At 63.5% G+C, this 23,591-nt stretch carries 23 protein-coding genes and 1 tRNA gene; 14 read left to right on the top strand and 10 right to left on the bottom strand.

Annotated elements, in window-relative coordinates; translation table 11 throughout:
- The first annotated feature begins 178 nt into the window (after positions 1 to 178).
- The gene (locus NPS58_RS25285) at positions 179 to 976 is read left to right on the top strand and encodes an energy transducer TonB (RefSeq protein ID WP_274117977.1); all 798 of its coding nucleotides are present in this window, start codon (positions 179 to 181) and stop codon (positions 974 to 976) included.
- Positions 969 to 1,421: a ribosomal protein S18-alanine N-acetyltransferase gene (rimI, locus tag NPS58_RS25280; protein WP_274117976.1), complete on the top strand. Its 453-nt coding sequence runs from the start codon at positions 969 to 971 to the stop codon at positions 1,419 to 1,421. Before NPS58_RS25285 ends, rimI begins: the two co-directional genes overlap by 8 nt.
- 4 nt (positions 1,422 to 1,425) lie before the next feature.
- Here the strand turns inward: rimI and NPS58_RS25275 are convergent, their stop codons facing one another.
- Positions 1,426 to 1,836: a serine kinase/phosphatase gene (locus NPS58_RS25275; RefSeq protein ID WP_274117975.1), complete on the bottom strand. Its 411-nt coding sequence runs from the start codon at positions 1,834 to 1,836 to the stop codon at positions 1,426 to 1,428.
- A gap of 123 nt (positions 1,837 to 1,959) precedes the next feature.
- On the opposite strand from NPS58_RS25275, the gene can reads away from it, so the two are divergent.
- Together can and NPS58_RS25265 are read left to right on the top strand one after the other, a co-directional pair.
- Entirely contained in the window at positions 1,960 to 2,598 is a 639-nt protein-coding gene (gene can / locus NPS58_RS25270; RefSeq protein ID WP_028944059.1) for a carbonate dehydratase, read from the top strand.
- A gap of 121 nt (positions 2,599 to 2,719) precedes the next feature.
- Positions 2,720 to 3,331: a D-Ala-D-Ala carboxypeptidase family metallohydrolase gene (locus tag NPS58_RS25265; protein WP_274117974.1), complete on the top strand. Its 612-nt coding sequence runs from the start codon at positions 2,720 to 2,722 to the stop codon at positions 3,329 to 3,331.
- Here the strand turns inward: NPS58_RS25265 and NPS58_RS25260 are convergent.
- The gene (locus tag NPS58_RS25260; protein WP_274117973.1) at positions 3,319 to 4,197 is read right to left on the bottom strand and encodes a LysR substrate-binding domain-containing protein; all 879 of its coding nucleotides are present in this window, start codon (positions 4,195 to 4,197) and stop codon (positions 3,319 to 3,321) included. The two genes, NPS58_RS25265 and NPS58_RS25260, sit on opposite strands and share 13 nt — an antisense overlap.
- 123 nt (positions 4,198 to 4,320) lie before the next feature.
- On the opposite strand from NPS58_RS25260, the gene NPS58_RS25255 reads away from it, so the two are divergent.
- From NPS58_RS25255 to NPS58_RS25245, 3 genes are all read left to right on the top strand, one after another.
- Positions 4,321 to 4,938 carry a LysE family translocator gene (locus NPS58_RS25255; RefSeq protein ID WP_274117972.1) on the top strand — a complete coding sequence of 206 codons (618 nt, stop codon included), beginning with the start codon at positions 4,321 to 4,323 and terminating at the stop codon, positions 4,936 to 4,938.
- Between the two features lie 67 nt (positions 4,939 to 5,005).
- Positions 5,006 to 5,296, top strand: a complete 291-nt coding sequence (locus tag NPS58_RS25250; RefSeq protein WP_274117971.1) for a sigma factor — start codon at positions 5,006 to 5,008, stop codon at positions 5,294 to 5,296.
- Positions 5,293 to 6,246 (top strand): FecR family protein, encoded by a 954-nt coding sequence (locus tag NPS58_RS25245; protein ID WP_274117970.1) that lies wholly within the window; start codon positions 5,293 to 5,295, stop codon positions 6,244 to 6,246. Before NPS58_RS25250 ends, NPS58_RS25245 begins: the two co-directional genes overlap by 4 nt.
- Before the next feature lie 171 nt (positions 6,247 to 6,417).
- Here NPS58_RS25245 and NPS58_RS25240 read toward each other — a convergent pair.
- From NPS58_RS25240 to NPS58_RS25225, 4 genes are all read right to left on the bottom strand, one after another.
- A tRNA-Met gene (locus NPS58_RS25240) sits at positions 6,418 to 6,494 on the bottom strand.
- A gap of 94 nt (positions 6,495 to 6,588) precedes the next feature.
- On the bottom strand, positions 6,589 to 9,006 hold the full coding sequence (locus NPS58_RS25235) for a TonB-dependent siderophore receptor (RefSeq protein ID WP_274117969.1): 2,418 nt from the start codon (positions 9,004 to 9,006) through the stop codon (positions 6,589 to 6,591).
- A gap of 102 nt (positions 9,007 to 9,108) precedes the next feature.
- Positions 9,109 to 10,050 (bottom strand): FecR family protein, encoded by a 942-nt coding sequence (locus tag NPS58_RS25230; RefSeq protein WP_274117968.1) that lies wholly within the window; start codon positions 10,048 to 10,050, stop codon positions 9,109 to 9,111.
- Positions 10,047 to 10,568, bottom strand: a complete 522-nt coding sequence (locus tag NPS58_RS25225) for an RNA polymerase sigma factor (protein WP_274117967.1) — start codon at positions 10,566 to 10,568, stop codon at positions 10,047 to 10,049. The genes NPS58_RS25230 and NPS58_RS25225 overlap by 4 nt, the downstream gene beginning before the upstream one ends.
- Positions 10,569 to 10,739: 171 nt before the next feature.
- Here NPS58_RS25225 and NPS58_RS25220 point away from each other — a divergent pair, with 171 nt between their 5' ends.
- From NPS58_RS25220 to NPS58_RS25200, 5 genes are all read left to right on the top strand, one after another.
- Positions 10,740 to 11,957: an MFS transporter gene (locus NPS58_RS25220; RefSeq protein ID WP_274117966.1), complete on the top strand. Its 1,218-nt coding sequence runs from the start codon at positions 10,740 to 10,742 to the stop codon at positions 11,955 to 11,957.
- A gap of 342 nt (positions 11,958 to 12,299) precedes the next feature.
- Positions 12,300 to 13,469: an MFS transporter gene (locus NPS58_RS25215; protein ID WP_274117965.1), complete on the top strand. Its 1,170-nt coding sequence runs from the start codon at positions 12,300 to 12,302 to the stop codon at positions 13,467 to 13,469.
- A gap of 206 nt (positions 13,470 to 13,675) precedes the next feature.
- Positions 13,676 to 14,539, top strand: coding sequence for an MBL fold metallo-hydrolase (locus NPS58_RS25210; RefSeq protein WP_274117964.1), 864 nt, complete (start codon positions 13,676 to 13,678; stop codon positions 14,537 to 14,539).
- Between the two features lie 131 nt (positions 14,540 to 14,670).
- Entirely contained in the window at positions 14,671 to 16,467 is a 1,797-nt protein-coding gene (locus NPS58_RS25205) for an acyl-CoA dehydrogenase (RefSeq protein WP_274117963.1), read from the top strand.
- 129 nt (positions 16,468 to 16,596) lie between these two features.
- Positions 16,597 to 17,643: an MBL fold metallo-hydrolase gene (locus NPS58_RS25200; protein ID WP_274117962.1), complete on the top strand. Its 1,047-nt coding sequence runs from the start codon at positions 16,597 to 16,599 to the stop codon at positions 17,641 to 17,643.
- Positions 17,644 to 17,728: 85 nt separating this feature from the next.
- On the opposite strand, the gene ehuA is transcribed toward NPS58_RS25200, so the two are convergent.
- The 4 genes from ehuA to ehuB all read right to left on the bottom strand — a co-directional run bounded on the left by ehuA (position 17,729) and on the right by ehuB (position 20,812).
- Positions 17,729 to 18,580 carry an ectoine/hydroxyectoine ABC transporter ATP-binding protein EhuA gene (gene ehuA, locus NPS58_RS25195; RefSeq protein ID WP_274117961.1) on the bottom strand — a complete coding sequence of 284 codons (852 nt, stop codon included), beginning with the start codon at positions 18,578 to 18,580 and terminating at the stop codon, positions 17,729 to 17,731.
- Complete coding sequence (gene ehuD / locus NPS58_RS25190) at positions 18,580 to 19,236, bottom strand: ectoine/hydroxyectoine ABC transporter permease subunit EhuD (RefSeq protein ID WP_274117960.1); 657 nt, start codon at positions 19,234 to 19,236, stop codon at positions 18,580 to 18,582. Before ehuD ends, ehuA begins: the two co-directional genes overlap by 1 nt.
- Entirely contained in the window at positions 19,233 to 19,892 is a 660-nt protein-coding gene (ehuC, locus tag NPS58_RS25185) for an ectoine/hydroxyectoine ABC transporter permease subunit EhuC (RefSeq protein ID WP_274117959.1), read from the bottom strand. Before ehuC ends, ehuD begins: the two co-directional genes overlap by 4 nt.
- Positions 19,893 to 19,954: 62 nt before the next feature.
- Positions 19,955 to 20,812, bottom strand: coding sequence for an ectoine/hydroxyectoine ABC transporter substrate-binding protein EhuB (ehuB, locus tag NPS58_RS25180; protein WP_274117958.1), 858 nt, complete (start codon positions 20,810 to 20,812; stop codon positions 19,955 to 19,957).
- A gap of 290 nt (positions 20,813 to 21,102) precedes the next feature.
- Here ehuB and NPS58_RS25175 point away from each other — a divergent pair, with 290 nt between their 5' ends.
- Together NPS58_RS25175 and eutB are read left to right on the top strand one after the other, a co-directional pair.
- Positions 21,103 to 22,497: a PLP-dependent aminotransferase family protein gene (locus tag NPS58_RS25175; protein WP_274117957.1), complete on the top strand. Its 1,395-nt coding sequence runs from the start codon at positions 21,103 to 21,105 to the stop codon at positions 22,495 to 22,497.
- Between the two features lie 108 nt (positions 22,498 to 22,605).
- Complete coding sequence (gene eutB, locus NPS58_RS25170; protein WP_274117956.1) at positions 22,606 to 23,577, top strand: hydroxyectoine utilization dehydratase EutB; 972 nt, start codon at positions 22,606 to 22,608, stop codon at positions 23,575 to 23,577.
- Positions 23,578 to 23,591: the final 14 nt, after the last annotated feature.

The following is a 23,591-nucleotide window of genomic DNA, read 5'->3' as shown; positions in this document are numbered from 1 at the left end:
GGCGGGTCGACTCGTTGCCAAATAAAAGCGCCGATTGTACTGCATCAGGTGCCTGTCGATTCACCCCCTGATCGATTCGCGCCGCATCCCGGCGGATTTGTGCCGATCAACAGCGGCGCGGCGCGGCGAACAACGTTAGAATGTCGCCCCTGACTTATCCACAGATGGCCGACCCTTCTTGTTAATCGAGTCCCGCCGCCGCGCTTACCTCAACGCCATGCAAGTGGTGCACTGGCTGCCCCGTGCCGAACTGCCGTTCGCCGCGCCGTCGCGTGCGCACCTGTTGCAGCCGGTGGCGCCGCTGGACGAGCCGGTGTTCGAGCCACAGGTGCAGGCGCCTGCGGCGGTTGCCGTGGCGCCAAGCGCACCGGTAGCGCGCACGGGCGAGCGACCGAAGATCGAGATCCCGCGCCCCGGCAGCACGCCAAAAGTGGCCAGCAAGCCAGTGGAGGAGGCCGGAAAGGCATCCGCTGCAGTGCGCCCCGCACCGGTACCGCCACCGCGCTTTGCCCTGCAGCTGCTGCGTGCCGGCAACTGCCTGCTGCTGGTAGAGCTGGCTACCGGCGAGGCGTTCCAGAGCCGCGACCCGTCCTACCTGCTGCTCAAGGACATGCTGCGCGCCGCCGGTTTGCCCGATAGCCCGCAGATCATCGGAGAGCCGGTGCGTTGGCCGTTGCTGGTACGTGGCAATCTCGACCAGGGGCCGCAGGCGGCCACCGATTTCGTCCAGGGCTTTATCCAGGCCCGGCTCGAGGAAGCGCCCTGTGTCTGCCTGTGGCTGGTCGGCCTGCCTGCCGTGCGTTTTGCCGGCGAGGCGGATGCCGAAAGTTATTACCGCGAGCTGCCGGTCGAGGGCCTGGGCACTGCCTGGGCCTTGCCTGGCCTCGAACTGTTGATGGACGAGCCGCAGCGCAAGGCGGACGTCTGGCAAGCCATGCGCCGGCTGATGGCGCGCTGGAAACCAAGCGATGAGTGACACGATCAGCTTCCGCCGGATGACCGAGGCGGATCTGGATGCCGTACTGAAGATCGAATACGCCGCCTTCAGCCACCCCTGGACCCGCGGGATTTTCCTCGACGGGCTCAAGTCCTATGAAATCTGGCTGATGTTCGAAGGCGAGCAGCAAGTGGGGCATGGGGTGATCAACGTGATCATCGACGAAGCCCACCTGCTCAATATCACCATCAAGCCTGAAAGCCAGGGCCGTGGCCTGGGGCTGCGCCTGCTGGAAGAGCTGATGAAGCGCGCCTACGCGCTCAACGGTCGCGAGTGCTTCCTCGAAGTGCGTGCCAGCAACCAGTCGGCCTACCGCCTGTACGAGCGCTACGGCTTCAACGAAATCGGCCGTCGGCGCGACTACTACCCGATTGCCGGTGGCCGTGAAGACGCGCTGGTGATGGCCTGCACCCTGTTCGAATAACCCTTCAGCGTTCTGGCTTGCCATCGAGCGGGTCATGCCGGGCAAGCTCGGCTTCATCCAGGCCGTTGCCACCACCGATGTCATCTTCATCGACCAGGCTCAAGTCCCAGTCGGCGGGGTTGTCTTCGCCGCTTTCGGTGGCCGAGCGGGCACCATCTTCATGAATGAGGATTTCCGGGCTCAGGTCATCGTCGGTGGGTTCGTGGTCGTCGCTTGAGGCGCCGGTCAAGCCGGCTTCGCGGACCCGCTCGACGGGCATCAGTCGCTCGCGCTCCCGATCGGGAATCAGGTCGCCGATCTTTTCGCTGGGCGTATCATCGTCGAAGTCCAGGCTCTCGATCGAGCCCATGCGGTCTTCGGTGGTGTCGATCGGCGCGGGTTCCGGGGCGTGGGGCGGGCGTCTTGAATCGTTCATGGGAGCTATTCTCCTGCGGGTGCCTGTCTTTGGGTGGACCGGGCACTGGCGGGAAGATTCAAAGGCGTGACCTGAACGGGGTCATGCCTGTCACAAGATGCGCATCAACCATGAGGCTTGAACATGCACGATCTACAAGAACTGATTGATAACAACGCGCGTTGGGCTGATGCAATCAAGCAGGAAGACCCGGATTTCTTCGCCAAGCTTGCCCGCCAGCAGACCCCGGAGTTTCTCTGGATTGGCTGTTCCGATGCCCGTGTGCCGGCCAACGAGATCGTCGGCATGCTGCCGGGCGACCTGTTCGTCCACCGCAACGTGGCCAACGTAGTCCTGCACACCGACCTCAATTGCCTGTCGGTAATCCAGTACGCGGTGGATGTGCTCAAGGTGAAGCACATTTTGGTGACCGGTCACTATGGCTGCGGCGGTGTGCGGGCCTCGATGCAGGACCGCCAGCTGGGCCTGATCGATGGCTGGCTGCGCTCGATTCGCGACCTCTACTACGAGAACCGGGTGGAGCTGGGCAAGTTGCCCACCGAAGAGGAACGTGTCGACCGTTTGTGCGAACTCAATGTGATTCAGCAGGTGGCTAACGTCGGCCATACCACCATCGTCCAGAATGCCTGGCACCGTGGCCAGAGCCTGTCGATCCATGGGTGCATCTATGGCATCAAGGACGGCCGCTGGAAGAGCCTGAACGCGACCATCAGCGGCCTGGACCAGCTACCGCCGCAATACCGCCTGCGCCCGCAGGACTGATCGCCGCAGGCGTGGCGTTGCGACGTCTCGACTTGCCCCGTGATAGTGTCGGCCCGGACGACGCTATCGCAGGCCAAGCCCGTTCCTACAACGGAATGTCAGGGAGAGGAGGGGGAAAGGGATGGTGAATGTGAGCAAGGTCGGTATCGGTACGGGGGTTTTACTGGCGGGGCTGTGCAGCGCCCAGGCCGACACGCGCGACCTGTACATGTTCGCGCAATGGGCTGGCGACCATGAAACCCGCGCCTTTCGCGAAATGCTGGTGGATGCGCGCCTGTATGGCGTGGTGCCGATCTACCAATTGCTGCGCTCGGCCAGCGACTGGCGCCTGTGCCACGCCGAACCCTTTGCCGTCGCCCCCGCCAGCCAGTGGCCGGCGGTGCGTTCCACGGTGCGATTGCTCAAGACATTGGGCGATCAAGGCATCTTGCGGCAGTTCGAAGTGGTTTCGGCCTACCGCGACCCGCAGCTCAATCGCTGCGCCGGGGGCGCCGTGGCCAGTGCCCATACGCGGGCCTTTGCCGTGGATGTATTGCTGCCACGCTGGACCGATCCCACACCGCTGTGCACCTTCTGGCAAACCCACGGCAAGGCCTGGAACATGGGCCTGGGCCGTTACCCTTCGGGTCGGATTCATATCGACACGGCGGGGTTTCGCACCTGGGGCAGTGATTTCGCTGCCAGCTCCTCGTTCTGCGCCTTGCCAGTGGCGGGCAAAGCTCAGAGCAAGTGAGCCAGGCAGGCCTGTGCCTGTTCGCTGACCCACTGCGCAAAGCGCTGGCAGGTGTCGTCGGCGAGGATCGGTTGCGGGCACAGCAGGAAGTACGCCGATTGATCCTGCACGAAGCTGCGCGGTGCCTGCAGCTGGCCGCTGTCGATTTCATCCTGGACCATCAGAAACGACGCCATCGCCACCCCCAGGCCCGCCACGGCCGCCTGGATGCACAGGTAGAAGTGCTCGTAGTCGATACGACTGGCGCCGTTGGCCGACTCGCCACTCAGGCGCAGCCAGGTATTCCAGGCCCCGGGGCGTGAGGCGCTGTGCAGCAGGCGCTGGCCATCGAGGTTGTCATGGGGCAGCGGCAGGTTGACGCTGCACACCGGTCCCACCCACTCATCGCAGATTTTCAGGCTGTGCAGGTCGGCATCCCAGCGAAAGTCATCGCGGCGCAAGGCCAGGTCGACACCGCTGCGCGAAAAGTCGATAGGCCCGCCTGCCGCCACCAGGTGCAGATGAATGTCCGGGTGGGCGGCATGGAAGGCCGGCAGCCGTGGAATCAGCCATTTCATTGCGATGGTCGGTTCACACGACAACACCAGCACGTTTTCCCGCGCTTGTTGCTGCAAGCGGTACACGGTGCCTTCCAGTTGCTCGAAGATCGACTGGGTGGTGCCGTGCAAGGTGCGTCCGGCGGCAGTCAGAAAGATCGCCCGGTTGCGCCGCTCGAACAGTTGCACGCCCAGTGATTCTTCCAGCAGGCGCACCTGGCGGCTGACCGCGCCATGGGTGACGTTGAGCAGTTCGGCGGTGCGCACGAAGCTCTGGGTTTGGGCTGCGACGTCGAAGTAGCGAAAGGCAGCGAGCGCGGGCAGTTTCATATCTGTGAGAAAAACTAGCGGATTTCACGCACTATAAATCGCTTTTGCCCCGTTACGAAGCTTTCGATAATGCAGGCGCACAGCGTTATCTGTGCAATTGCCTAGCAGATCGAGGAGCTCCACGTGAATGAACTCATTGCCGTCGCCCTATTCACCATCCTGGCGGTGATCAGCCCCGGCGCCGACTTTGCCATGGTTACCCGCAGCAGCTATGCCTTTGGCCGACGTGCCGGGCTGTCGGCCGCCCTGGGTATTGCCCTGGGCGTGCAGGTCCATGTGCTGTACACCGTGTTCGGCATCGCCGTGATCATCAGCCAGACGCCGGCGCTGTTCATGGCGATGAAGGTGGTGGGGGCGGGGTACCTGGTATACCTGGGCTACAAGTCGCTGACCAACACGACGAAGATCTCGCTCGACGATGGCGATGCCTCGAGCCGTCTGGGGGTACTGGCCGCCTTCCGCTCGGGCTTTTTGACCAACGCCATGAACCCCAAGACCATGTTGTTCGTGGTCAGTGCCTACACGCAGGTGGTCCAGCCGGGCAGCTCGCTGCTCAGCAGCCTGGGCTACGGCTTGTTCATGTCGGCGGCGCACTGGGTCTGGTTCAGCCTGGTGGCGGTGTTCTTCTCGTCGCACGGCTTGCGCCGGATCATGCTGGAACGCCAGATCCTGGTCGACCGGCTGATCGGCGTGGCGTTGATCGGCCTGGGCGTGGCGGTGGTGATGGCCAGCGTGCGTTGAGCGGTGCATTGCAAGTCGCGGCCAAGGGGATTTAACATAGAATCATTCCTATTCAGAATGCGGCGCCATGAAAGCCTCTCATCCTGCCCCCGCCGACATGGCCCAGGAAACCTTCATTCGCCTGCTGGGTGCCGGTGCCTGTGTCGCCCCGCGTGAGCCACGGGCGTTTCTCTCCAGCATTGCCCGGCGCCTGCTGATCGACCGTGGTCGCCGGCAAAGGCTGGGGCAGGCCTATCGCCAGGAACTCGCCCGGCACGTCGAGATCGCCGAGCGGCTGCGGGTCTGGACCAAGACCGTGCAGACCTGCCTGATGCAAGCCCTCTTGCAGTGCCATGCCGCTGCGGATGACTGCCTGTGAACAAGTCCTCCACATCCCGCGTGCTGCAAGAGGCGGCCGAATGGCTGGTGCGCCTGGATGGCGAGGTGGATGCCAACGAGCGCAATGCGTTTCGGGCCTGGCTTGAAGCAGATCCCGAGCATGTGGAGGCCATCGAGCGACTTCAGGGTAGCCTGTCGGCATTGAAGGGCCTGCCGCGCGAACCCGCCCGGGTGGCACTCGAGAGCATTGCCAGGCGTCGTGCCGGGCGCCAGCCGCTGAAGGCGCTGGCCCTGGCGGCGCTGATGCTGTTGCCCGTGGGGCTGGCGTTGCAGCAGTTTCCGCCGTCCTACCTGTTGGCCGACATCCGTACCAGCACGGGCCAGTGGCGCACCGAACAGCTGCCCGATGGCAGCCGCATCAGCCTCGATGGCCGTACGGCGGTAGATTTGCAGTTCGACGCCCGGACCCGCACCGTGCGGCTGATCCAGGGGGAGATCCGGGTGGATGTGGCCAAGGATGCCGCACGACCGTTCCGGGTCTTGACCGAGCACGGCAGCATTCGCGCACTGGGTACCCGCTTTGTCGTCGAGCGACTGCCCCAGGCCACGCGCCTGGCTATGATCGAGTCGAGTACCGAGGTCGACAGCGCCGGCAAGCGTGAACGGGTTCAGGCCGACCAGCAGGTGCGATTTGATACGGCAGGGCCGGGAGCGCCGCAGCGTATCGACGGTTCGGCCCTCGATCAGGCCTGGGACCGACACCAGTTGCTGGTGCGCGAGCAACCCCTGGACCAGGTACTCGAACGCCTGGCGCGCAATCACCACGGCTACTTGCTGTTCGACGCCCAGGCCCTGCAGGTGTTGCAGGTCACCGCGGTTCTGCCTGCCGATGACAGCCAGCGGGCGCTGCGGCTATTGGCGCGCAGCCTGCCCATCACGCTTGAACACTACACCCCCTGGATCACTCGGGTTGTCTTGCAGCGGCCTTGAAGTGTCGCACGTTCAACACCAATGATTCGGTCAAGGTTCATGGCGAGGTCACGCCCGATGCCGGGGTGGTCTACGACCTCGATGACCACCACTCGCTGTATGCGGGCTTGCCCGCGAAAAAATCCATGCATAAAAAAAGGGCCTACCTTTCGGTAAGCCCTTTTTAGTACTTGGTGGCTACACAGGGACTTGAACCCCGGACCCCAGCATTATGAATGCTATGCTCTAACCAACTGAGCTATGTAGCCAAGTGGCGCGCATTATTCGCTCGAAACGAAGTTGTGTCAACACCCTCTTTCAAAAAAATTTTACGCACGATCAACCGCTTAGCCGATTACCGGTTCAGAAGTCGTATTTGAACGTGGTCATCAGGTTACGTGGCGCACCGTAGTTGCCGTAGGAGGACGCCATGGAGAAGTACTCGCGGTCAAAGGCGTTGTTCAGGTTGACGGTGGCACTGAGGTTTTTGCTGATGTCATAGCGGGCCATCAGGTTGACCAGCGCATAGCTGCCTTGATCGAAGCTGTGCAGGTCCAGGCCCACCTTGCTCTGCCAGTTCACCCCGCCTCCCACGGTCACTTTGTCGAGCATGCCTGGCAGACGATAGGTGGTGAAGGTCTTGAGGCTGTGGCGCGGCACCACGGTGGCGATGCGCTCATCCTGGTTGTCGGTGGTCAGGGTGTAGGTATAACCCGCCGACGCTTGCCAGCCTTCGGCCAACTCGCCATTGAGCTCCATCTCCAGGCCCTTGGAGGTGGTGTCCTGCTTGGCTTCGTAGACATTGTCATGCAGCCAGATCGCCAGGTTGTCCTGTTCGAGCTTGAACAGCGCCAGGCTCGAGTTCAGCTTGCCATCGAAGTGACTGCCCTTGACGCCGACTTCATAGCCGACGCCTTCCATGGGATCGAGCGGCTGATTGTTCGTATCGGTTACCCACGAAGCTTGCGGGTTGAAGATCTTGGTGTAGCTGGCGTACAGGGCCCAGGTCTCGTCGAGGTCGTAGACCACGCCGGCATAAGGTATGAAAACGCCGGTCTCCTTGCGATTGACCTCGCTGGTGGCCCCGCCGTACGGGCGATCCTCGGTGTCGCGCTTCCAGTCGATCACCCGGCTGCCCAGGATCAGGTTCAGATCGTCGGTCAGGTGCAGGCGTGAAGTGAGGTAGGCGGCGTACTGGGTCTCTTCCATGGAGGACTTGCCACTGATGGTCCAGTCGGGCTCGGGCTGTCTGCCGTTCCAGTCGAAGATGTTCTCGACTGCCGCGCCGGGTGTCGCGTTGTAGTCGTAGCGCCAGCCGCCCCAGCTTGGCACGTTCTCGTTGTACCGGGACAGGGTCACGCCGCCAATCAGCTCGTGTTCACGATTGAACAGGCTGAACGGCCCGGTCACGTACACATCGAGGTTGTCCTGGCGCGGCGTGCCGGAGAATCGCACCGGCAACTGGCTAAGGCCGCTGCCATCGGGTTGCAGCTCGCCCATGAGAAAGCCGAAGACTTCGTCGAACTGGTTCTCGGAATGGCTGTACTCCACCTTGCCGCTCCAGCCATTGCCCAGTTGTTGCTCGATGGAGGTGAAAAAGCTGGTCTGTTCGTGATCGTTGTACGACCAGGTCGGGGCCATGTTGATCGAGCGCTTGAGGTTCGAGCGTTCGCCCGTGCTGAAACGGGTGGGCAAGCCGGTACGCAGGGGCGAGTCGACGTCGGTGCGCTGGTAGCTGAAACCCAGGGTCAGCAGGGTGTCTTCGCTCAGGTCGAACTCGGTGATGCCATAGAGCAACTGGCTTTCCATCTTGTAGCGATCAACCCAGGCGCCTTCGGTCTTGTAGTCGGCCACCAGGCGACCGCGGACGTTGCCAGTCTCGGTCAGCGGCCCGGACACATCGAAGCCGGTGCCGTACCGATCCCAGTTGCCGGCGGCGCCGGTGACGCTGGCCTGGCCTTCGGCGGTGGGGCGTTTGCGAATCAGGTTGATGGTCGCCGACGGGTTGCCCATGCCGCTGATCAGGCCGCTGGCGCCGCGCACGATTTCGACCCGGTCATACATCGCCATGCTCTGGGTGTAGTTGTCCATGCGCGAGACGGTCGGCACACCGTCGATCTCGTAGTTCTGGATCACGAAGCCGCGCGAATAGTAGGTATCGGTCTCGGCGCCCAGGCCGTCGCGTACCACGATGACCCCGGGGGTGGCTTCCAGGGTGTCGCTGAGGTTGGTCAGGCGCTGGTCGTCCAGGCGCTGGCGGGTCATGACCGTCAACGACTGAGGAGTTTCCTGGGGCGTGAGGTTCAACCGGGTCGAGCTGCTGGAGGAGTAGGTGGTGTACAGCCCGGTGCCTTCGGTGGTGGAGCCCGGCGCCTTGCCGGAAATGCTCAGGGCATCCAGTTGCAGGGCATTGCCCGGTTCCATGGGCAGGTCGATCACGAAACTGCCCGTGTTGGGCTGGCTGAAGCGGGCATTGCTACCGGCGGTCAGGGCCTGGAGCGCTTCGCTGGGGCTCAGTTTGCCGTGTACGCCGGGCGAGGTGCGGCCAGCCAGTTGGCTGGCATCGTAGATGACCTGCAAGCCGCTCTGGGCGCTGAACTGGTCCAGGGCATCGGCCAGCGGTTGCGCCTTGATGTTGAAAAGCAGGCGCTGGGCCTGGCCCTGTGCGGTGCCAGGTTGTGCTGCCTGGGCGGCCAGCGGCAGTGTCGAGAGCAGTGTGGTTGCAAGGATGGCGCTGGCCAGTGGTAAACGGACAAAACCGAAATCGCGTGGGTACTGCATGTGTCCTCCCCGGAGAATGCAAATAGTAATGCTTCTTATCCGAGGTGTGACGCAGCAGCTTTTGGAATTACCGCACGCCGTGAAAAATTATTTTCAGGACCCTCAGCGCACGATGATCAATTGCCCTGCCAGGTTGTTGATTCTCAGGTTCTGGCTGTGGGCCAGGGCGTCGAGGGCGCTGTCGGCCTTGTCGAGGTTGAAGCTGCCACTGACCAATCGCCGTCCCACTTGTTCATCGAGCAGCACCAGGCGAGCGCCCTGATAACCGGCCAGTTGCTCGAGCACCTGGTGCAGGGGCACCTCGCGAACCCGCAGTTGCCCATCGCGCCAGGCCATCAAGCGTTCGGCATCCACAGCCTGGACCGGGGCCAGGCGCTGACTGTTGAAGGTCACGCGCTGACCGGGGTCGAGCATGCGCTTCTGGCCATTGCCGCTGACTTCGACCTTGCCCTTGAGCAACACCACTTCGTCGTGATCCTTGGCGCGACTGACCGAAAAACGGGTACCCAGCACCTGGACCTGTGTGTCATCGACATCGACCACAAACGGCCGGCCATCGTGAGTCACATCGAGGAACAGTTGCCCCTGAACCAGGCGGACCTTGCGTACCGGGCCGCGTAGATCGACATCCACGGCGCTGGCGCTGTCGAGCACCAGCAACGTGCCATCGGCCAGGCGCAGGTGGCGGCGTTCGCCGGCAGAGGTGGCGTAGTCGCTGTTCAGGCGCTGCAGGGTGGGTAGCTGCAGCACCAGCAGGCCACTTACCAGTATGACGCACGCGGCCACCGCCAGGCGTCGCCAAGGGCGTTTGGCCGGTCGGTACTCCGCGCGGCGCACCCGTCGGGCCGGCAACTCCAGCTGTTGCCAGAACAATTCGACCTCGGCAAAGGCGAGGGTGTTTTCCGGCGTCAGGCGCCACTGCGCAAAAGCCTGCTGCTCGGCGGCGCTCAAGTCGTCGGCGCGCAGTCGGGTAAACCAGTCCAGGGCTTGCTGTTGCCGGTCGTCCGGTTCAATCGTTGGCGTTGATTCTGGCAATGGGTTCATGGCGAGACATCTTTGTGTTGGGCATGAAGTGCAGCCGCGGCGCAATGGCTCAGGGCCTTGTTCAGGTGACGCTCGACGGCACGCGGGTCCAGCCCCAGGCGCGCGGCGATGTCCTTGTAGCTCAGCTGTTCGACCCGGGCCAGCAGAAACACCTCGCGGGTCGGCGAGGGCAGGCCGTCGATCAGGCGCTCCAGGTGGTCGAGGGTATTGCCGGCCACCGCGCTGCGCTCCGGTGAGGTTTCATTGAGCAGCAGCTGCAGCGCCTGCTCGTCATTGACGCCGCGCACCTGCGAACGTCGGGCATGGTCGATGCTCAGGTTGTTGGCGATGCGGTAGAGGAAGGCACGCAGGTTGCCCACCTCGCCACGCTCGCTGTGCATCAGCCGCACGAAGGCATCTTGAAGCAGGTCCAGGGCCGTTTCCCGGCAACGCACCCGGCGGGTGAGGAACGCCAGCAATTCGCTGCGATGCCGCTGGTAGAGCAGCGACAGGTTGCGTTGATCCTGGTTGTCGGGCATGGCGTACGCGGCCTCGGGGCAGGCGGGGTAGTGGGATTGCAGAGTTCGCCGATGCTAACGTTATTGAGAATTATTAACAAGTACGCCGGTCGGGTGCGGTGGAAAAGAATAGTGCGCTTGCTAACGAATTCTGGATAATTGGATCCCGCCTACCGGATGGACGCTTTTGCCATGGCTGTGAGCAGTGCCTCGTCAACTTCCCCCGCCAGCACCACGACTGCCCAGAGCAGCCCGCTGGTGATGCGGATCATCGCCGCCTGCGCCCTGGCGCATTTGATCAACGACCTGATCCAGGCGGTGCTGCCGTCGATCTACCCGTTGCTCAAGGCCAACTACGGGTTGAGCTTCGCTCAGGTGGGCATGATCACCCTGACATTCCAGATCACCGCCTCGCTGCTGCAGCCGTGGGTAGGGTTCTACACCGACCGCAAACCGATGCCGAACCTGCTGCCACTGGGCACGCTATGCACCCTGGTGGGGATCGTGATGCTGGCCTATGTCGGCAGCTTCCCGATGATCCTGCTGGCGGCGGCGCTGGTGGGGATTGGCTCCTCGACCTTCCACCCGGAAACCTCACGCATTGCGCGCCTGGCCTCGGGCGGGCGCTTCGGGCTGGCACAGTCGACCTTCCAGGTGGGCGGTAACGCAGGCTCGGCGTTCGGCCCGTTGCTCGCGGCGGCGATCATCATTCCCTTCGGCCAGGGTAACGTGGTGTGGTTCGGCCTGTTCGCGATCTTCGCCGTGCTGGTCACCTACGGCCTGAGCCGCTGGTACAAGGAGCACCTGAACCTGTTCAGGGCCAAGCAGGGCCAGCGCGCCACCCACGGCCTGTCGCGCCAGCGGGTGATCGGGGCGTTGGTGGTTCTGGGCCTGCTGGTGTTTTCCAAGTACTTCTACATGGCCAGCTTCACCAGCTACTTCACCTTCTACCTGATCGAGAAGTTCGACCTGTCGGTGGGTAGCTCGCAGTTGCACCTGTTCCTGTTCCTGGGCGCAGTGGCGGCCGGCACCTTCTTTGGCGGACCGATCGGTGACCGTATCGGGCGCAAGGCGGTGATCTGGTTCTCGATCCTGGGCGTGGCGCCGTTCACGTTGCTGCTGCCTCATGTGGACCTGTTCTGGACCAGCGTGCTGAGCGTGATCATCGGCTTCATCCTGGCCTCGGCGTTCTCGGCCATCGTGGTGTATGCGCAGGAACTGGTGCCGGGCAATGTCGGCATGATCGCCGGGATTTTCTTCGGGCTGATGTTCGGTTTTGGCGGTATCGGTGCGGCGCTGCTGGGTTACCTGGCCGACCTCAAGGGCATCGAATACGTCTACAGCCTGTGTTCCTACCTGCCGCTGTTTGGCCTGCTGGCGATCCTGCTGCCGTCTACCGGCAAGCGCTGAAGGCTCAAGCACGGGCTATTGACGGGTGGCATGGGTTCTCCTAGAGTGCCGCCCGTCCTTTACTGCGTAGCCGACGAATGAATCGCTCCAGCCTCCCTTGCCCATTCTGCCAGCCGGTCATCCTGACCCGCTGCTGCGATTGGCCGAGCGATACCGTTCTCAAGCGTCGGCGCAGCGTGCTGTTCGCCTTCACCTTCTCCCCACCCTGTCACGTCCTCTGACAAGGCTGTTGTGCGCCCGGCGTCTTGCCGTGGCCTGGCCTGTGTGCACCTGAATATTTCATGGGTTGTGGTTAACCACGGCCGGGGCGATGTCGCTCCCGCGCGAGTGGGTGGAGTTGTGATGAACAAGCGTTTTCTGGCGGGCCTGTTGTTCGCCGTGTCGGTGGTCGGTTTCAGCCTTGGGGCAAGCCTGCCGCTGGTGTCGCTGCGTCTGCTCGAAGCCGGCGCCAGTACCCTGCAGATCGGTGTCCTCTCGGCCATCCCGGCAGCGGGGATGATGCTATCGGCATTCATGGTCGATGCCTGCTGCCGGCACCTGACCCGACGCACCATCTACCTGCTGTGCTTTGGCTTGTGCACCTTGAGCATCGGCCTGCTGGAGTGGGCGTTCTCATCGATCTACCTGCTCGGCCTGCTGCGCCTGGGGCTGGGGATCGGCATGGGCATTGCGATCATCCTTGGCGAGTCGTGGGTCAATGAACTGAGCCCGGAGCACAACCGCGGCAAGATCATGGCGCTGTATGCCACGGCCTTCACTGGCTTCCAGATGCTCGGCCCGGCGATGCTGGCACTGGTCGGGGCGCAGAGCACCTGGGTGACCGCCGTGGTCACGGCCTGCTACGGCCTGGCGTTGCTGTGCATCCTGCTGACGGTGCCCAACGATCACGTGGAGCATGGCGAGGAGGGCGAGAAGAGCTTCTCGTTGGCGGGCTTTTTTCGGGTCGCGCCGGCGCTGTGCATGGGGGTGCTGTTCTTCTCCTTCTTCGATGCGGTGATCCTTTCATTGATGCCGGTGTATGCCTCCAGCCACGGATTTGCCGTGGGGGTGGCGGCGTTGATGGTGACGGTGATCCTCACCGGCGACATGTTGTTCCAATTGCCACTGGGTTGGCTGGCGGACCGCAGCGAGCGCACCCTGGTGCACCTGGTGTGTGGTGTGGTGGCGATGCTGATCGGCATTGCCCTGCCGTGGTTGCTGCAGGTGCAGTGGTTGCTGTGGCCGGCGCTGGTGTTGCTCGGTGCGGTGGCGGGCGGGGTGTATACCCTGGCGCTGGTGCTTATCGGCCAGCAGTTCAAGGGCCAGGACCTGGTCACGGCCAACGCCAGTGTCGGCCTGTTGTGGGGCGTGGGTAGCCTGGTAGGGCCGCTGGTCAGCGGGGCGGCGATGGATGTGGCGCCGCACGGCTTACCGATGGCGCTGGCGGTCATGGCGGCGCTGTTCGTCTGCTTTGCGCGCAATGCCAACCGCAAGGCTCGTAGCTTGCGCAGGAGCGGGCTTGCGCCGCGTTAGCGGTATCGACGCCGACTTTGTACTCGGGAAAAGCCCGCTCCCACCGAGCCGACTGATCAACAAAGTTGCTTCCACCGGTCGCCTGCCACAAGCCACCCACTCCATGTGGGTGGGGGCTTGCTGACTCTCGGCACACTAGGCTGCACAGGTCGTCAAGCATCGGCCTGTGCGGTGCGCGATTTACCTGAATTGAAGAGGTACGCGTTGTGAACCGGAGTATTTCCACCCTCTCCAGCGGAAGCCGCACGCTCGATGGCGGCGTCTTGTTCGGCAGTACCCCGCGCAAGGACTGGGCGGGCTGGATCAAGCCGGACCATGAAAACCAGGTGCAACTGCCTTCGCGCGCCCTGTTGGTACAACAGGACGGCAAGAACATCCTCGTCCTGGCCGGCACCGACGCGCTGCTGGCGCCCTTGCCGCGTACCTGCCGCTGCCAGAAACACACCCACGGCCTGCTCGACAGTCTGGCCCGGCACGGCCTGGGTGAAAACGATATCCATGCCGTGGTGCTGACCCACCTGCACGCGCTGGTTTCGACCGAGCTGCGCCATGCCATCCAGGACGGCGATGCCCCGCGCCTGCTGTTCCCCACGGCGCGCTACATCACGGGCCGGCGTCACTGGCAGCGGGCGCTGCGTCCACACCCGCGGGACCGCTCGCTGTTTGTCTCGCCGATCCTGGGCCAGCTGCAAGTCAGCGAGCGCCTGGAGCTGATCGATGAAGCTAGCGACGACGTCCTGGGCAGCGGCTGGCGCTTTCACTTCAGTGACGGCCATACCCCCGGCCAGTTGCTGCCCGAGATCGACCTGCCCGGCGGTTGTGTGGTGTTCGCCGGTGACCTGATCCCCGGCACCCACTGGTTGTGCCTGGAGGTGGGCAGTGGCTTTGATCGCAACCCCGAATGCCTGGCCGACGAGAAGGAGCGCTTGCTCGATCACCTGGTGGCCAAGCGGGGCCGCCTGGTGCTGGCGCGTGATCCCGAGGTGGCGATGATCAAGGTGATGCGCGACCGCAAGGCGCGCTACACGCCGTACGACCAGTACGCCCGCCTGCAGTCCTTCGACACCTGATCACTGCCTGGAGGGGCTTGCCCGGCGATGCAGCGAAAGTGCCTGCCCACTCGCCACGGGTGGGGCACCCCTGTTGTCGGCTCTGCTTTACTCGCACCCTCAAAAGCCCCGCCCGATACGAGTATTGAGCCATGAGTGAATACACCGCGCCCCTACGCGACATGCAGTTTGTCCTCAACGAACTTGGCCACCTTGACCAGGTCCGCCGCCTGCCTGGCTGCGAAGATCTGGGCAGCGACCTGGCCGATGCCATCCTCGGCGAAGCCGGCAAATACGCCCAGGGCGTACTCTCGCCGCTCAACGTCAGCGGCGACCGCGAAGGCGCACGCTGGGTCGATGGCCAGGTGATCACCCCCAAGGGCTGGCGCGAAGCCTATGAACAGTTCGTCGAGGGCGGCTGGAATGCGCTGTCCTGCGACCCGGCCTTTGGTGGCCAGGGCCTGCCACGGCTTATTTCGGCCTTGGTCGAGGAAATGTGGAACGGCGCCAACGTCTCGTTCGGCCTGTGCCCCATGCTTACCCGCGGTGCCATCGAGGCCGTCGAACTGCGCGGCGGCGACCAGCTCAAGCACACCTACCTCGCCAAAATGATCAGCGGCGAGTGGACCGGCACCATGAACCTCACCGAGCCCCAGGCAGGTTCCGACCTGGCCGCCGTGCGCAGCCGCGCCGAGCCCCAGGGCGACGGCACGTACCGGGTGTTCGGGCAGAAAATCTTCATTACCTACGGCGAGCACGACCTGACCGACAACATCGTGCACCTGGTGCTGGCCCGGGTGCCTGGCGCGCCGGAGGGGGTCAAGGGGATCTCGCTGTTCGTGGTACCCAAGTTCCTGGTCGAAGCCGATGGCAGCCTGGGTGAGCGCAACGATGTGCGTTGCGTGTCCATCGAACACAAGCTCGGCATTCACGCCAGCCCGACCGCGGTTCTGGCCTTTGGCGACAAGCAAGGCGCCACCGGCTGGCTGGTGGGTGAAGAAAATCGCGGCCTGGAATACATGTTCATCATGATGAACGCCGCGCGCTTCTCGGTCGGTATCGAGGGTGTCGGCTTGTCGGAACGGGCTTACCAGCGCGCCCGCAGCTATGCCCGTGACCGGGTCCAGGGTACTGAACTCGGGGTGAAGAGCCGTGACAAGGTAGCCATCATTCGCCACCCCGACGTGCGCCGCATGCTCCTGTCGATGAAGGCGCGCACCGAAGCCATGCGCGCCCTGGCCTGCACCGTGGCCGCGGCGATGGACAGCGCCGAGCGCAATGAAGACCAGCAACAGCGCAAGCTCGACCAGGCCTTCGTCGACTTGATGATCCCGGTGGTCAAGGGCTGGAGCACCGAGCAATCGGTGGACATCGCTTCCCTTGGCGTGCAGGTCCACGGTGGCATGGGTTTCATCGAGGAAACCGGCGCTGCGCAGCACCTGCGTGATGCCCGCATCACCACCATCTACGAAGGCACCACCGGCATCCAGGCCGCCGACCTGATCGGCCGCAAGATCGCCCGCGACCAGGGCCGGGCCATTGGCTGGGTGATCGAGCAAATGCGTCAGGTGACCCATCAACTGCTGGGAGCGGATGACCACACCCTGACGGCCATCGCCGCCGCCCTGGGGCAGGGTGTCAGGGCGCTGGAGCAGGCGGTCGCCTTTATCGTCTCGAACTATGAGAGCCGGGTGGCGGCGGTTTCAGTGGGCGCGGTACCCATGCTCGACCTGTTTGGCACCGTGACCGGTGGCTGGCAACTGGCCCGCTCGGCGCTGGTGGCGCAGCAGCGCTTGAAGGCCTCCCCGGCGGATCAGGACTTCTATAGCGCCAAGATCGTGACCGCGCGTTTTTATGCCGACCACATCCTGTCCCGCGCGCCTGGCCTTGCCCATACGTTGATCCAGGGAGGCGATGCGGCGCTGGCCCTGAGCGACGATCAGTTCTAGGACTCGCCGCTGTATTTTATGTAGGCGCAGGCTTGTCCCGCGATAGGATGGTGGCTTCACTATTGCTAACGCGGGGTAAGCCCGCTCCTACCAGGCGGCGGTAAGCGCGAAGCGGAGAGCCATAACGCCATGAATCAGGAACGCCAATCGCTGAACTATCCCTGCGGCCCAGCGCCCGAGCCCGGCTCGGCAGTGGAGGTTGCGCCGGGGGTGTTGTGGCTGCGCATGCCGCTGCCGATTTCGCTGGACCACATCAACCTGTGGGCGGTACGCGACGGTGAGGGTTGGGCGATCTTCGACACCGGCATGCACACCCAGGGCACTCTCGACGCCTGGCAGGCACTGCTGGCCGACGATGGGCCACTGGGTGGCCTTGGCGTCACCCGAGTGTTTGCCACCCACATGCACCCCGACCACATCGGCATGGCTGGCTGGATGACCGAGAACCTCGGTTGCGAGTTGTGGATGACCTTTGGCGAGTACATGAACTGCCGGGTGCTGGTGGCCGACTGCGGGCGCGCGGCGCCAGCGCAGGGGGTGAACTTCTACCGGCGTGCCGGTTGGAATGCCAAGTCCATCGAAAATTATCGCGTGCGCTTCGGTGGCTATGGCCGCTATATCACGCCATTGCCCCAGGGCTATCGGCGCCTGCGCGATGGCGACAGCCTGCGCATCGGCGAGCATGACTGGCAGGTGGTGGTGGGCGAGGGGCATTCGCCCGAACATGCCTGTTTCCATTGTCCGGCGTTGCAACTGCTGATTTCCGGCGATCAGGTATTGCCGCGGATCTCCTCCAACGTGTCGGTATTCCCTACCGAGCCCAATGCCGACCCGCTGGCGTTGTGGCTGGCTTCGCTGGAGAAGCTCAAGCGCCAGATTCCCAACGATGTGCTGGTGCTGCCGTCTCATAACGAGCCGTTCAAACCACTGCATGCCAGGCTCGACCAACTGCACGACAGCCAGCATCGGGCGGTGGAGCGCCTGGAGCAGGCATTGCTGGACGGCCCCAAGCGGGCGGTCGACCTGTTCAGTGTGTTGTTCAAGCGAACGATCGACGAAGGGTTGCTGACCATGGCCACCGGGGAGTGCCTGGCCAACCTCAATTATCTGCTGCATCGGGGGGTGGTGGGGGTGACTGACGATGAGCATGGCGTGGCCTGGTACCACAGCGCCTGAGGGCAGGGGGGCGCGCCGCTGTAAGGGCGCAAGGGGCCATCGGTGTCACCGCATCGACTAGCCCCCGGACCTCGGCCTGGATCCCTCAGTTAGCCTCTTTCACCGCACTGAGAAAAGCCCTCGTACGCTCCTGCTGCGGGTTCTCGAAAATCTGCTTCGGCGTCCCCTGTTCATGGATCTGGCCCTTGTAGAAAAAGCACACCCGGTCAGCGAACTCACGGGCAAAGCCCATTTGGTGGGTGACCATGAGCATGGTCAGGTTGTGCTCGCTGCCCAGCTTCCTGATCACATTGAGCACTTCGCCACACAGCTCAGGGTCCAGCGCTGAAGTGACCTCGTCAAACAGCATGACCTTGGGCCGCATGGCCAGCGCCCGGGCGATGGCGACCCGTTGCTGCTGCCCACCCGACAATTGCGAGGGGTAGTGATCGAACTTGTTGCCCAGGCCCACCAGCTCCAGCAATTGCGCGGCACGCTCACGGGCTTCGGCAGGCTTGACTCCCAGTACCTGCACGGGCGCCTCGATCACGTTCTGCAGGGCGGTCATGTGCGGGAACAGGTTGAAGCTCTGGAACACCATGCCGATCTTGGCGCGTACCTTGCGCACATGGCGATCGTTGGCCGGCACCAGGATGCCGTTACGGTTGCGCATGTGGGTCAGGGAATCGTTGTCGACCTCGATCATGCCTTCATCGATACCCTCGAGGGTCATCAGTACCCGCAGCAGGGTCGACTTGCCCGAGCCGCTGGGCCCGATAATGGCGACTTTCTCTCCGGGCGAGACACTGAGGTTGAGACGGTCCAGTACGGTGAAGCTGCCGTAGCGCTTGGTCACGTCGTTGAAACTGACGATTGACTGGGCACTGTCCAGGGCGGGCGTTGCCACCTGCTGCAGCGGGTTGGTGTTGACGGCAAGGGTCGAGACAGGCGCGATCATTAGCGTAACTCCAGGCGCACTTCGAGGCGCCGAACCAGGTAAGCCAGAGCAACGCTCAGGGCCAGGAAGAACAGGCCGACCATTGTGATCGGCTCCAGGTAACGGAAGCTCTCGGAGCCTGCGTTTTTGGCTTGCTGCATGATTTCCACCACGGTGATCGCCGACAGCACGGGGGTGTCCTTGAGCATCGCGATCAGGTAGTTGCCCAGCGGCGGCAGGATCGGTCGGATCGCTTGCGGCAGGATGATGGCGCGGTAGGCGGTCCAGGGCGCGAAGTTCAGGGCGATGACCGCCTCCCACTGGCTGCGTGCCACCGAGTCCAGGCCGCCGCGATACACCTCGGCGATATAACAGGCGTAGTGCAGGCCGATACCGAGGATCCCCGCCTGCATGGCCGTGAGGTTGACGCCGTAGTTGGGCAGCACGTAGTAGAGGAAGTACACCTGGATCAGCAGCGGCGTGCTGCGGATGAACTCGATCAGCAAGGTCGTCGGCCACGACAGCCAGACCTTGCGACTGCGTCGGCCGATGGCCAGGAACAGTCCCAGGACGATAGCGATCAGAAAGCCCACCAGGGTGATGCCCAGGGTATTGAGCGAGGCGCGCAGCAGCTCGGGAAGAATCTGCCAGACGTAGTTCCAGTCCCACAGGTTCATGACAGACCTCCACGCAGACGACCACGGCTCAAGCGGCGTTCAAAGCCCCGCATGGCAAAGTTGATGACCTGGGCCAGGACGAAGTACATCACCAGGGCCAGGCTGAAGATCTCCAGGGTCTGGAAGGTCGCCTGATCCAGTTGGCGCGCCCGGAAGCTCAAGTCCGACAGGGTGATCAGCGATACCAGCGAAGTGTTCTTCAACAGCTCGATCAACAGGTTGGTGCCAGGGGCGATGGCCGCGAGCAGCGCCTGGGGCAGAATGATCCGCCGAAAGCGGGTGCGTGGCGGCATGTTGAGGGCGATGGAGGCTTCGTACTGGCCCTTGCCGACCGAGCTGATGGCGCCGCGCATCACCTCGGCACCGTAGGCGCCGATGTGCAGGCCAAGGCCGACGATGGCCACGGTATAGGAGCTCAGTTCGATGTTGAACGGCGGCAAGGGCAACACAAAGAACAACCAGAACAGCTGCACCAGCAACGAGGTGCCACGAAACAGCTCGATGTAGGCCACGCAGAACCAGCGCAGCGGTCGCCAGTTGGAGAGGCGCCCGAGGGCGGCGAGGATCGCGGCCACCACGGCCAGGATCGAGCCGAAGAAAGTGACCTGGATGGTGATCCAGGCCCCCTGCAGTAACAACGGTATCAATTCACCCATGGTTCGACCTGACTATTCAGAATACGCAGGGAACGGCATGGCGGGCGCCATGCCACCTCGACTCACTGGGCGCAGAGCTCGGCAGCGGTCTTTTTGGTCACGTTGGACTTGTCGAAGCCAAAGGGCTCGACCGCCTTGAGGTGCTCTTCGCTGCCCAGCCATTTCTGCAGCTCGGCGTTGACCGCATCGCGCAGGTCCTTGTCCTCGGGGCGAAAGGCCAGGGCGCCGTAGCCGGTGTGCGACGGGTCGTCGGTGAAGTCGCTGATGGCCTCGACCTTTTCGCCACCTTTCTTGGCCAGGCCCTTCATGGTCAGCTGGGTGCCGACGGCGGCATCGGCGCGGCCTGCGCGCACGGCCTGCAATTGCGCGGTGGTATCCGGCACCTGGAGGATCTGTGCTTCCTTGACGCCGGAGTCGCGGGCGTAGGCCAGGTTCACCGTGCCTGCCATGATTGCCAGCTTGACCTCAGGATTCTTGGCGACGTCGGCATAGCTGTGCAGGTTCTTCGGGTTGCCCTTGGCCACCAGCAGGGTGTCGGGCAACTGGTACTGCGGGTCGGTGAAAATTACCTGCTTGCAGCGCGCCGGGGTGATGTACATGCCCGCGGCAATCACGTCGAAGCGCCCGGCACGCAGGCCTGGAATGAGCGAGCCCCACTCGGTGAGCACGCCGTCGACTTTCTTGATGCCCATTTTCTCGAAGATGATCTTGGCGATTTCCGGCGACTCGCCGGTGACCCGGCCATCGGTTTCGGTAAAGGCGAAGGGGGTTTCGTTGGCATAGCCGATGCGGATGCTGTTGCTCTGCTTGATCGTTTCCAGCGTGGTCGCAGCCTGGGCGCTGGCCATCAGGCCGAAAGCGGCGCAGGCGAGCAGTAGCTGCTTGAACGGTGTTGTTGCGTTCTTGGGCGTTGGGCTCATCGTTGAAATCTCCTGTTTGTTATACGTCCGTCGCCGACGGCACTGTGTTAGGAGGCAGTGGAGCAAGAACTTGAATGTGCAGGGCCGCTTTTTTTTGGAGCGGGCAAACGGTGGATCCGTTCCGGCATCGGTCGAGTTGGCTATTGTTGGCGCTGGCGAACCGAGCGGATGATCGACCTTGGACCGAGCATACAAAAGCTGCGCCAGCGATTGCATTGCACTAGGACAATTGCCTGCAATCACTTCCCGGGCGATGCTGTGCATCCGTCAGTACTAGCGGTGCGATCTATATGGAAAGTTGGAAAACGGCCCTCGGCACGGCGCGTATCGGCGAGTCGAAATACAAGATTCTGGTGCAAGCCATCACCCGCGAAATCGAGCAGGGCGAACTGCTCAACGATCAGCGCCTGCCCCCCCAGCGCCAGGTGGCCGATGCCCTGGGCATCAGTGTGCAGACCGTCACCAACGCCTATAAGGAGCTGGAGCGCCAGGGCCTGGTGCGCTGCGAGATCGGCCGTGGCAGCTTTGTCACCCGGCGCATGAGCGATCGTGTGGCCAACGACATTCTCGATGCACCGGAACGGGCGTTGGTGGACTTTTCCATTACCCGCATCCTGCACACCCAGGACCATGAACGGATCTGGCGCGACACCTGTGCTGAACTGAGCGTTGAAGAAGACCAGCCGTGGATTCATGCCTTTCGTCCCATTGCAGGCTTCGAGGCGCACCGCGAGGCAGCCGCGCAGTGGGTACGCGGCCTGGGCCTCGAGGTCGCGCGCGAGGATGTACTGATCACCAACGGCGCCGCCCACGGGGTGTTCCTGGCGCTGGCCTCGCTGGCCGGCCCCGACGATGTGGTGCTGTGCGAAGGCCTGACCGACCACGGTGTGATCGGCAATTCCCAGGTGCTGGGCTTCACCCTCAAAGGCCTGGAGATGGACCGGGACGGGATTGATCCGGAACATTTCGAAGACATGTGCAGCAACGAACGCATCACGGCGCTGGTGTGTACGCCGAACCTGAACAACCCCACCACCAGCCTGATGCCCGACGCCCGGCGCCGCGAGATTGCCGCGATTGCCCGGCGCTTTGGCGTGCATATCATCGAGGACGATGTGTACGGGCCGCTGCTGGGCGAGCGCCATGCGCGTCCGCTGAGCCACTACGCGCCGGAGCTCTCGTTCTATTGCACCAGCATGACCAAGTCGGTGCTCACTGGCCTCAGGGTCGGTTACCTGGTCATGCCCAAGCGCCTGGCGCTGCGCACCGAAAGCATCCTGCGGGTCAACAGCTGGATGGCCACCCCGCTGGTTTCGGAAATCGCCAGTCGCTGGATCCGTGATGGGCGTGCCGAGACCCTGGTACAGTTGCAGCGCACATTGTTGGGCAAGCGCCAGGCAATGGTCCGCGAGTACCTTGAAGAGCACTTGCTGGGCCATCACCCGCAAGCGCTCAGCGCCTGGCTGGGCATTCCCGCGCACTGGGAAGTGGACAGCCTGGTGCGGGCCCTGCGCCGACGGCACATCGCCGTGACGCCCCCCGAGCCTTTCCTGGTGCGGGGCACGCCGCGGCCGCGGGCGGTGCGTTTGTGCGTGGGCGCCGAGTGCAGCGACAAGGAAATGCGCCAGGCACTGGCCGGCATGCGCGAGCTGTTCGGGCAGTATCCGCAGATCCATGACTTCTGATTGCACAGTCAAAAATAAAAAATCGGCAAATTGACCTAGTACATTCATCACGACAATTTGCCGCTCTTACACTCCGCCCAACACCAGACCTTCTGTTGGGATTCGGATATGTCAGCGCTCTCGCTCAACGCTATCTACCTCGCCCGCCAGCGTATCGCCGGCCTCGTACGGATGACCCCGATGGAATACTCGGCGAGCCTGTCGAAGCGGATGGGGGTGGCGGCCTACCTCAAGCTCGAGTCCCAGCAGATCACTGGCAGCTTCAAATTGCGCGGTGCCAGCAACGCCATCGCCCAGCTCGATGCCGACAAGAAAGCCAAGGGTGTGGTGGCGGCATCAACCGGCAACCATGGCCGCGCCCTGGCTCATGCGGCGTCCGAGCTTGGCGTGCGGGCCACCATCTGCCTGTCGCAGTTGGTGCCGGCCAACAAGGTGCAGGCGATCCGCGACCTGGGTGCCGAGGTGTGCATCGTCGGCCACTCCCAGGATGACGCCCAGCGCGAAGCCCAGCGCATTGCCGCCGAGCACGGCGCTACCTTGCTGCCGCCGTTCGATCACCCGGCGATCATCGCCGGCCAGGGCACCCTGGGTCTGGAGATTCTCGAACAACTGCCGCAGGTGGCCCAGGTGCTGGTGCCGCTGTCGGGCGGTGGCCTGTTTGCCGGCGTGGCGCTGGCGCTCAAAAGTGCCAACCCGGCCATCACCCTGCATGGCATCAGCATGCGCCGGGGGGCGGCCATGCACGCCAGCCTGTTCGCCGGACAACCGGTGGAGGTGCAGGAGCTGCCCACCCTGGCTGATTCCCTGGGCGGTGGCATCGGCCTGGACAACCAATTGACCTTTTCCATGACTCGCGAGCTGTGCGATCAGGTGCACCTGCTCGATGAAGCCTCCATCGCCGCTGGCATGCGCCACGCCTATCGCCAGGAGCGGCAGGTGGTGGAGGGCGCCGGTGCAGTGGGCATCGCGGCCCTGCTCGACGGGCTGATCCCGGCGCACGGACCGATCGTGGTGGTGGTCAGCGGTCGCAATGTCGACATCGAACAGCACCTGCGGGTGATGAACGGTGCCGACGCCTGAGACGGTTTTCAACG

The sequence above is a fragment of the Pseudomonas putida genome, assembly GCF_028682455.1.
In the GTDB taxonomy this organism is placed as follows: Bacteria; Pseudomonadota; Gammaproteobacteria; order Pseudomonadales; family Pseudomonadaceae; genus Aquipseudomonas; species Aquipseudomonas putida_AA.
The sequence above is the reverse complement of the archived record's forward strand: the minus strand, read 5'-3'. Positions and strand labels throughout refer to the sequence as shown.